The sequence below is a fragment of the Nonomuraea sp. NPDC050691 genome (assembly GCF_040654455.1).
GTDB lineage: Bacteria > Actinomycetota > Actinomycetes > Streptosporangiales > Streptosporangiaceae > Nonomuraea.
This window is the reverse complement of record NZ_JBFAIA010000287.1, coordinates 1-6,472: the sequence shown is the minus strand read 5'-3', so window position 1 is coordinate 6,472 and position 6,472 is coordinate 1. Positions and strand designations below refer to the sequence as shown.

The 6,472-nt window shown below is 72.4% G+C and carries 8 protein-coding genes; 4 read left to right on the top strand and 4 right to left on the bottom strand.

What is annotated here, in order from left to right:
- Window positions 1–596 (bottom strand): maleylpyruvate isomerase family mycothiol-dependent enzyme (locus AB0H81_RS43340; protein ID WP_358387904.1); only part of this gene is annotated, 596 nt, incomplete at its 3' end.
- 105 nt (window positions 597–701) lie between these two features.
- Here AB0H81_RS43340 and AB0H81_RS43335 point away from each other — a divergent pair.
- On the top strand, window positions 702–1,370 hold the full coding sequence (locus tag AB0H81_RS43335; protein WP_358387901.1) for a TetR/AcrR family transcriptional regulator: 669 nt from the start codon (window positions 702–704) through the stop codon (window positions 1,368–1,370).
- 41 nt (window positions 1,371–1,411) lie between these two features.
- Here the strand turns inward: AB0H81_RS43335 and AB0H81_RS43330 are convergent, their stop codons facing one another.
- Both AB0H81_RS43330 and AB0H81_RS43325 read right to left on the bottom strand, forming a co-directional pair.
- Window positions 1,412–1,993, bottom strand: a complete 582-nt coding sequence (locus AB0H81_RS43330) for a hypothetical protein (RefSeq protein WP_358387898.1) — start codon at window positions 1,991–1,993, stop codon at window positions 1,412–1,414.
- A 128-nt stretch (window positions 1,994–2,121) separates the two neighbouring features.
- Window positions 2,122–2,787 carry a TetR/AcrR family transcriptional regulator gene (locus AB0H81_RS43325; RefSeq protein ID WP_358387896.1) on the bottom strand — a complete coding sequence of 222 codons (666 nt, stop codon included), beginning with the start codon at window positions 2,785–2,787 and terminating at the stop codon, window positions 2,122–2,124.
- Window positions 2,788–2,855: 68 nt separating this feature from the next.
- Between AB0H81_RS43325 and AB0H81_RS43320 the strand changes: the two genes are divergently transcribed.
- Window positions 2,856–3,344 carry a hypothetical protein gene (locus tag AB0H81_RS43320; protein ID WP_358387893.1) on the top strand — a complete coding sequence of 163 codons (489 nt, stop codon included), beginning with the start codon at window positions 2,856–2,858 and terminating at the stop codon, window positions 3,342–3,344.
- 3 nt (window positions 3,345–3,347) lie between these two features.
- Here AB0H81_RS43320 and groL read toward each other — a convergent pair whose 3' ends face one another.
- Window positions 3,348–4,973 (bottom strand): chaperonin GroEL, encoded by a 1,626-nt coding sequence (gene groL / locus AB0H81_RS43315; RefSeq protein ID WP_358387890.1) that lies wholly within the window; start codon window positions 4,971–4,973, stop codon window positions 3,348–3,350.
- Window positions 4,974–5,184: 211 nt separating this feature from the next.
- On the opposite strand from groL, the gene AB0H81_RS43310 reads away from it, so the two are divergent.
- Window positions 5,185–5,784 carry a TetR family transcriptional regulator gene (locus AB0H81_RS43310; protein ID WP_358387887.1) on the top strand — a complete coding sequence of 200 codons (600 nt, stop codon included), beginning with the start codon at window positions 5,185–5,187 and terminating at the stop codon, window positions 5,782–5,784.
- Between the two features lie 311 nt (window positions 5,785–6,095).
- Window positions 6,096–6,472, top strand: a 377-nt coding sequence (locus AB0H81_RS43305; protein WP_358387906.1) for a hypothetical protein, incomplete at its 3' end; no start/stop codon positions are given.

Here is a 6,472-nt window from a genome sequence, read left to right as displayed (position 1 = left end):
CGGGACGGTGGCCACCTCGTGGCTGTTGCCCGGGTTGTGGTGCGTCTGCGACAGCGGCCCGCACCCGGCCACCAGCACACGGGCGCGCCGGCGCCGAAGGACCAGTCGAGGTCGTCTGCGCGCAGCTCCACGCCGCGCAGGTCCGCTCCGAAGAACCTCAGGGTACGCGGGGTGACCTGCTCCAGCAGGAGGCGCACCCGCTCCTCGGGGACCCGGCGGCCGACCCCGGCGGCGACGGTGATGTCGAGGCCGTGGACCACGTCGTGGCCGAGCGCGGCCGGGAGCCCGCCGACCGGCGGCCTCCAGGGGTGGCGCGCGTTGTCCCGGATCGCGGCGACCAGCTCGGCCGTGGACATGGCGGCCGCGTCCTGGCGGGCCCGCCGGTCGGTCATCCGGTTCATGCCGCCACGCGCCTTGACGAGTTCGAGCGCCATCCGGGGCAACGAGAAGCGGAAGCCCAGCGACATGTGCGCCGCGACCTCGCGCACGCTCCAGCCGTCGCACAGGCTGGGCACCTCCCACAGGGCGGGCGGGAGGTCCTCCAGCATGTCGGCCAGTTCCCGGCGTTCGGCGGCGATGGCGGCGGCGACGTCCATAGTGGTGCTCCTATCGGTGGGGTCGGGGGGTCACGATGCGCAGCAACATCCCGAGCAACTCCCCAACATTCATAAGGAGATTACGGTAATAATCTCATTATGAGAATGACACGAGCGGAGGCCAAGGAGCGGAACCGGCGGGCGCTGCTCGACTCCGCGCGCCAGGTCGTCTCCAGGAACGGCCACCGGGCCACGCTGGAGGAGATCGCCGAGCAGGCGGGGCTCACGACCGGCGCCGTCTACTCGCTGTTCGGCAGCAAGAACGGCCTGCTGATCGCGCTGCTCACCGACTACCTGGGCCCGCACTACGAGGACCTGGAACAGGCCGTCCCTCCCGGCCTCGGCCTCGCGGACGCGGTCGGCGCCTTCGCCCGCCACTACCGCCGCCTGTGCGACGACCCCGACGCACTGCGTCACCTGTCGTTCGAGATCAGCCTGCAGGACCTGGCCCTGCGCGACCCGGGGCTGCGGCCCAGGTTCGCCGCCTCCGTGCGGGCCCACGAGGAACGGCTGACCGCGTTGTTCGCCGGCCGCGCGCACGACGGGGCCGCGCTCAGCCCGCGCCAGGCTCAGCGCCTGGCCACGGCCCTCCGGGGCCTGCTCGTCGGCCTCAGCCAGGGGGTGGTCCTCGGCCTGATCGCCCCGCCCGCCGAGCGGGACGGCTCACAGCAGGACGTCTCCGAGCAGGACGCGGCCGAGCAGTACGCCTCCGAGCAGTACTTCGCCGACGCCGCCCGCGCGCTCATCGCCCCGTCCGTGCTCGGTCCCCCCTGACGCGCCGGTCCATGATGTGCTGGCGTCAGGGCGTCAGGGCGTCAGGGCCTGGTCAGGGGGATGATCCTGCGGAGCTTCCCGCCCGGCGACTGCTGCGGCGGCTCCTCGGCGCGCTCCAGCGTGACGTCGCCGGCCTTGTGCTCGGCGAGCAGGTGGGCGATCTCGCGGCGCACCGTCCGCCACACGGCGTCGGCGCCGTCGCCGTCGCCGGCCCGCAGGCGCACGGGCAGGGTGGTGGGCGCGGTCTGGACGATCTGGAACCGCTCGACGCCGGGCGCCCGCAGGTCACGCGGCCCCAGCCCCCCTCCGGCGCGTGACCCGAGGGCGGTGTGCACGGCCATGCACCGCTCGTCCAGCACGAACAGGCCGCGCACTCCGCTGGTGCCGGAAGTGGTGGCCACCATGTACCGCCCCTGGAACGCCTCCCCCGCCCGCGCGGGGTCGGCCACGAACTCCTGGACCCGCTCCAGCGTGATCTCGCGGTCGGTGACCCAGTCGTCGAACCGGGCCATCAGCGCCTTCTTGTCGGTGACCGGGAGCAGCGCCGGGTCGTCGACCCGCTCCGGCAGGCCCTGGTACAGCTCGCGGTAATAGGGCGAGTGCGCGCGGGCGTGGGCCACCATCTCGGCCAGGCGGGCGCGCCGGCACGGGTGACGCCGGGGCCGGGTCGCGTCCTCGTCAGGTGGTTTCGCGTCAGGTGTTCCGCGTCCGCGGTGCTCGTTCCCGCGTGCTCGCGTCCGCGGTGCTCGCGTCAGGGGCCTTCGGCGGAGGGCCGCACCGAGAGCAGGCCGCGCGCGGCGATGTCGAGACCGCGCCGGGACGCCTCCCACATCTCGTCCTGCGTGCGGCCGAGCCGGACGCTCGCCAGGGTCGTCTGCTGGATGGCGCCCATCAGGGAGCCGGTCATGGCCGCCGCCGTGATCGGGTCGAGCTGCCCGGGGAACGCCTCCACCAGCGCGTCGGCGATCCGCTGCTGGATGTCCAGCAGCACGTACAGCCCCTTCGCCTGGAGGGCCGGGCTGGTCAGGACGAGCCGCGACCACGCCGACAGCTCCTCGGGCTTCTTCGGGGTGACCTCGGGCCGGCGGTGGGCGGCGTACTCCTGGACCATCCGCACGAGCACCTCACCCGGCCCCTCGTCCGGGTGGCGCCGGACGATCGCCCCCAGGAGCAGGTCGTGGACGTGGTCCATGTCGGCGAACAGCACGTCGTCCTTGCTGCGGAAATAGTTGAAGAAGGTCTTGGGGTCGACGTCGGCCGCGGCGGCGATCTGCGCCACCATGGTCTCCTCGTACCCCTGCTCGACGAACAGCGCGACGGCCGCTGTGGCGATCCGCTGCCTGGTCAGCCGCTTCTTCCGTTCGCGCCGCGACTCCTCCATGACCACGAATACACGCTCGCCAGAAACTTCCAGCAACTGGAAGATTCTATGGAATGGCAGAGTCGTGGCCTACGAGTGATCTTGGGCTGGCATTCTCAGGCGCCATGATCCGAACCTCACTCGCCGTCGCCTGCCTGGTCCTGCCGCTCGCCGGCTGCGCGGGGGCGGCCGGCTCACCGGACGCGCCCGGACCGGTCTCGCCCGTGCCCGCGGCCGCCCCGCGGACGCCGTCCGCCGAGGAGACCGCGAGCGCGGGCGCGCAGCGGTATCACGCCACCGAGCTGCGTCCCGGCGACTGCATCGAGCCCATGCCCACGAACTTCATGGTGACCGTCGTCGCCTGCGACGTGCCGCACTCGGCGGAGTTCGCCACCACGTACGTGCTGGCCGACGGACCCTGGCCGGGGGCGGACATGGACCGGCTGGTGGACGACGGCTGCTCGCCCAGGATGCGCGTCAAGGAGTCCGAGCGGGACGTCGTCGGCCTGCTGGGTCTCACACCGGCGCAGGCCGACTGGCCCCGGCACAGGACCGTGTACTGCCTCGCCGTGCCGCTGGACGGCGAGAAGATCACCGAGCGGGTGATCAAATAGCGGCTAGAAGTCCATGTCGCCGCCCGGCATCCCGGCAGGGGCGGCCGGGGTCTTCTCCGGCTTCTCGGCGATGACGGCCTCGGTGGTGAGGAAGAGCGCCGCGATGGAGGCGGCGTTCCGCAGCGCCGAACGCGTCACCTTGGCCGGGTCTATGATGCCCGCCGCGAACATGTCCACGTACGCGCCGGTCACCGCGTCGAGGCCGTGGCCGGGATCCAGGCCGCGCACGCGCTCGGCGACCACCCCGCCCTCGAGGCCGGCGTTGACGGCGATCTGCTTGAGCGGCTCCTCCAGAGCCTTGCGGACGATCGCGGCACCGGTGGCCTCGTCGCCGCTCAGCTCCAGCTTGTCGAACGCCTTGGCGCCCGCCTGCAGCAGCGCCACGCCACCGCCGGGGACGACGCCCTCCTCGACGGCCGCCTTCGCGTTGCGCACGGCGTCCTCGATGCGGTGCTTGCGCTCCTTGAGCTCGACCTCGGTCGCGGCGCCGGCCTTGATGACGGCCACGCCGCCGGCCAGCTTCGCGAGGCGTTCCTGGAGCTTCTCGCGGTCGTAGTCGGAGTCGGTGCGCTCGATCTCGGCGCGGATCTCGTTGACGCGACCCGCGATGGCGTCGGGGTCTCCGGCGCCGTCGACGATGGTGGTCTCGTCCTTGGTCACCACGACCTTGCGGGCGCGGCCGAGCTGGTCGAGCGTGGTGCTCTCCAGCTTCAGGCCCAGCTCCTCGGCGATGACCTGGCCACCGGCGAGGACGGCGATGTCGCCGAGCATGGCCTTGCGGCGGTCACCGAAGCCGGGCGCCTTGACCGCCACCGACCGGAGGACGCCCTTCATCTTGTTGACGATCAGCGTGGCCAGCGCCTCGGCCTCGACGTCCTCGGCGATGACGAGCAGCGACCCACCCGCCTGCACCACCTTGTCGAGCAGCGGCACCAGGTCCCGGTTGGCCGAGATCCTGCCGCTCACGACGAGGACGTAGGGGTCGTCCAGAACCGCTTCGAGCCGGTCGGAGTCGGTGACGAAGAGCGGGGCGAGGTAGCCCTTGTCGAAGCGCATGCCCTCGGTGAGCTCCAGCTCCAGACCGAAGGTGTTGCTCTCCTCGACGGTGATGACGCCTTCCTTGCCGACCTTGTCCATCGCCTCGGCGATGAGCGAGCCGATCTCGGGGTCGGCGGCGGAGATGGAGGCGGTGGAGGCGATCTGCTCCTTGGTCTCCACGTCCCTGGCCAGGGTGGAGAGCTCCTCGCTGACCCGCTCGACGGCGGACTCGATGCCCTTCTTCAGGGCCATCGGGTTGGCGCCGGCCGCCACGTTGCGCAGCCCCTCGCGCACGAGCGCCTGGGCGAGCACGGTGGCCGTGGTGGTGCCGTCGCCCGCGACGTCGTCCGTCTTCTTGGCGACTTCCTTGACCAGCTCGGCGCCGATCTTCTCCCACGGGTCCTCGAGCTCGATCTCCTTGGCGATGGAGACACCGTCGTTGGTGATCGTGGGGGCGCCCCACTTCTTCTCCAGCACGACGTTGCGGCCCTTGGGGCCGAGGGTCACCTTGACGGCGTCGGCGAGCCGGTTCATTCCGCGTTCCAGGCCGCGCCGGGCCTCCTCGTCGAACGCGATCATCTTCGAGGTCATCGCTGCTCCTGCTCATGATGGGGGTGTGCCGGGACGGCGCCCGCGACGGACGGCCCCCGGCGCGCAGGGCATGCCGATGGACCTCGCCCTCCCGGCACACCCGTGCGGTTGGCACTCTCCAGGTGTGAGTGCCGGGCGTCTCCCGCACTCTACCCACAACTTGCGCGACACGCATCAAGTGCGCGCCACGCAACATCGATAGAGTGTCCCCATGAACGACGACGCCATGGATCTCCGGGCGCGCAACAAGCGGGCCACCCGGGACGCGATCAGCCACGCCGCGCTGCGCCTGGCCATCGAGCAGGGCCCCAGCGGGCTGGCCCTCGTCCGCGTCCATGACATCGCCACGGCCGCGGGCGTCTCTCCCCGTACGTACAACAACTACTTCTCCAGCAGGGAGGAGGCCATCTGCGCCCTGCAGGCCGACCAGGCGAGACGCGCGGGGCAGGCGCTGCGCTCGCGGCCCGGCGACGAGCCGCTCGACCGGGCCGTCGTCGCGGCCATGGTCGAGCTCTACACCGACCCCGAGCCCGACCGGGCCGGCCTTCGCATGATCATGTCGACGCCCGAGCTGGAGGGCGAGGCGCTGAAGGCGTTCACCATGGCGGAGGGCCCGCTGGCCGAGGCGATCGCGGCGCGCACCGGCACCGACCCCGCCCGCGACCTGTTCCCGGCCGTCACGGCCGCCTCGGTCGCCGGCGCGATCCGCGTGGCCGGACGCCACTGGCTCGCGCCCGGCAACAGCGACTCCTTCGCCACTGTCCTGACCCGCGCCCTGTCCTGCGTCTTCCCCGCCACCCCGCCGTCCTGACGCTTCCCCGGCGTCCCGGCGGGGCCACGCTCCCCCTTCTCCCTGCGGCTCCCTGCGGCATGTCGCGGCCCGGAGGGTTCATGAGGCCGGGACCTGCCGTCCAACCGTCATGCCCGGCGGGAGGCAGTCCTGGATCCCGCCTGGCCGGCACCCCGGCCGGGCCGGCACACCCCGACGGCGCCTCGTTCCTTCGCGGGCCCAGTGCCGGCCCCCTGTGAGCAGGCGGGTTGCGCGGGAAGGGGATGATCGGCCACCATCGTCGGCATGACGAGTGGAAAGGGCGGTCTCCGCCCAGGCCGTTGAGGCCCACGGTGCCGGCCCAGGAGCCGGCCCACGACATCGACATCCCCATCGACGCCCGCGCCGCCGCGTTGCAGGCGCGTCTGGAACCCCTCCCGTACCCGCTGCGCATGCGGGCGCTGGCCCTCCACGCCCGCCGCCTGGCCGGCACCCCGCACCTGCGCGTTCTCCTCGATGAGCTGTCCGCACAGGACCAGTACGCCCGGCGCACGGCGCTGCACCTGGCCATGGCGGCCCGCGACCTCGGACACATCGAGCAGGTCCTCGCCGGACCAGACCTGGAGCTGCGGCGCGCAGGGCCGGCCCCACCCGCAGTTGAGATCCAGGCCGTCGACCGGGCTCAGCCCGACGATCGGCGAGGCGTCCGGCGTGACGTCGACGACGCCGC

Excerpts from the sequence above, each read along its gene's own strand:
- AB0H81_RS43335 (WP_358387901.1), top strand. The coding sequence starts at position 702 with ATGACACGAGCGGAGGCCAAGGAGCGGAACCGGCGGGCGCTGCTCGAC.
- AB0H81_RS43330 (WP_358387898.1), bottom strand. The coding sequence starts at position 1,993 with ATGGTGGCCCACGCCCGCGCGCACTCGCCCTATTACCGCGAGCTGTAC.
- AB0H81_RS43320 (WP_358387893.1), top strand. The coding sequence starts at position 2,856 with ATGATCCGAACCTCACTCGCCGTCGCCTGCCTGGTCCTGCCGCTCGCC.
- groL (WP_358387890.1), bottom strand. The coding sequence starts at position 4,973 with ATGACCTCGAAGATGATCGCGTTCGACGAGGAGGCCCGGCGCGGCCTG.
- AB0H81_RS43310 (WP_358387887.1), top strand. The coding sequence starts at position 5,185 with ATGAACGACGACGCCATGGATCTCCGGGCGCGCAACAAGCGGGCCACC.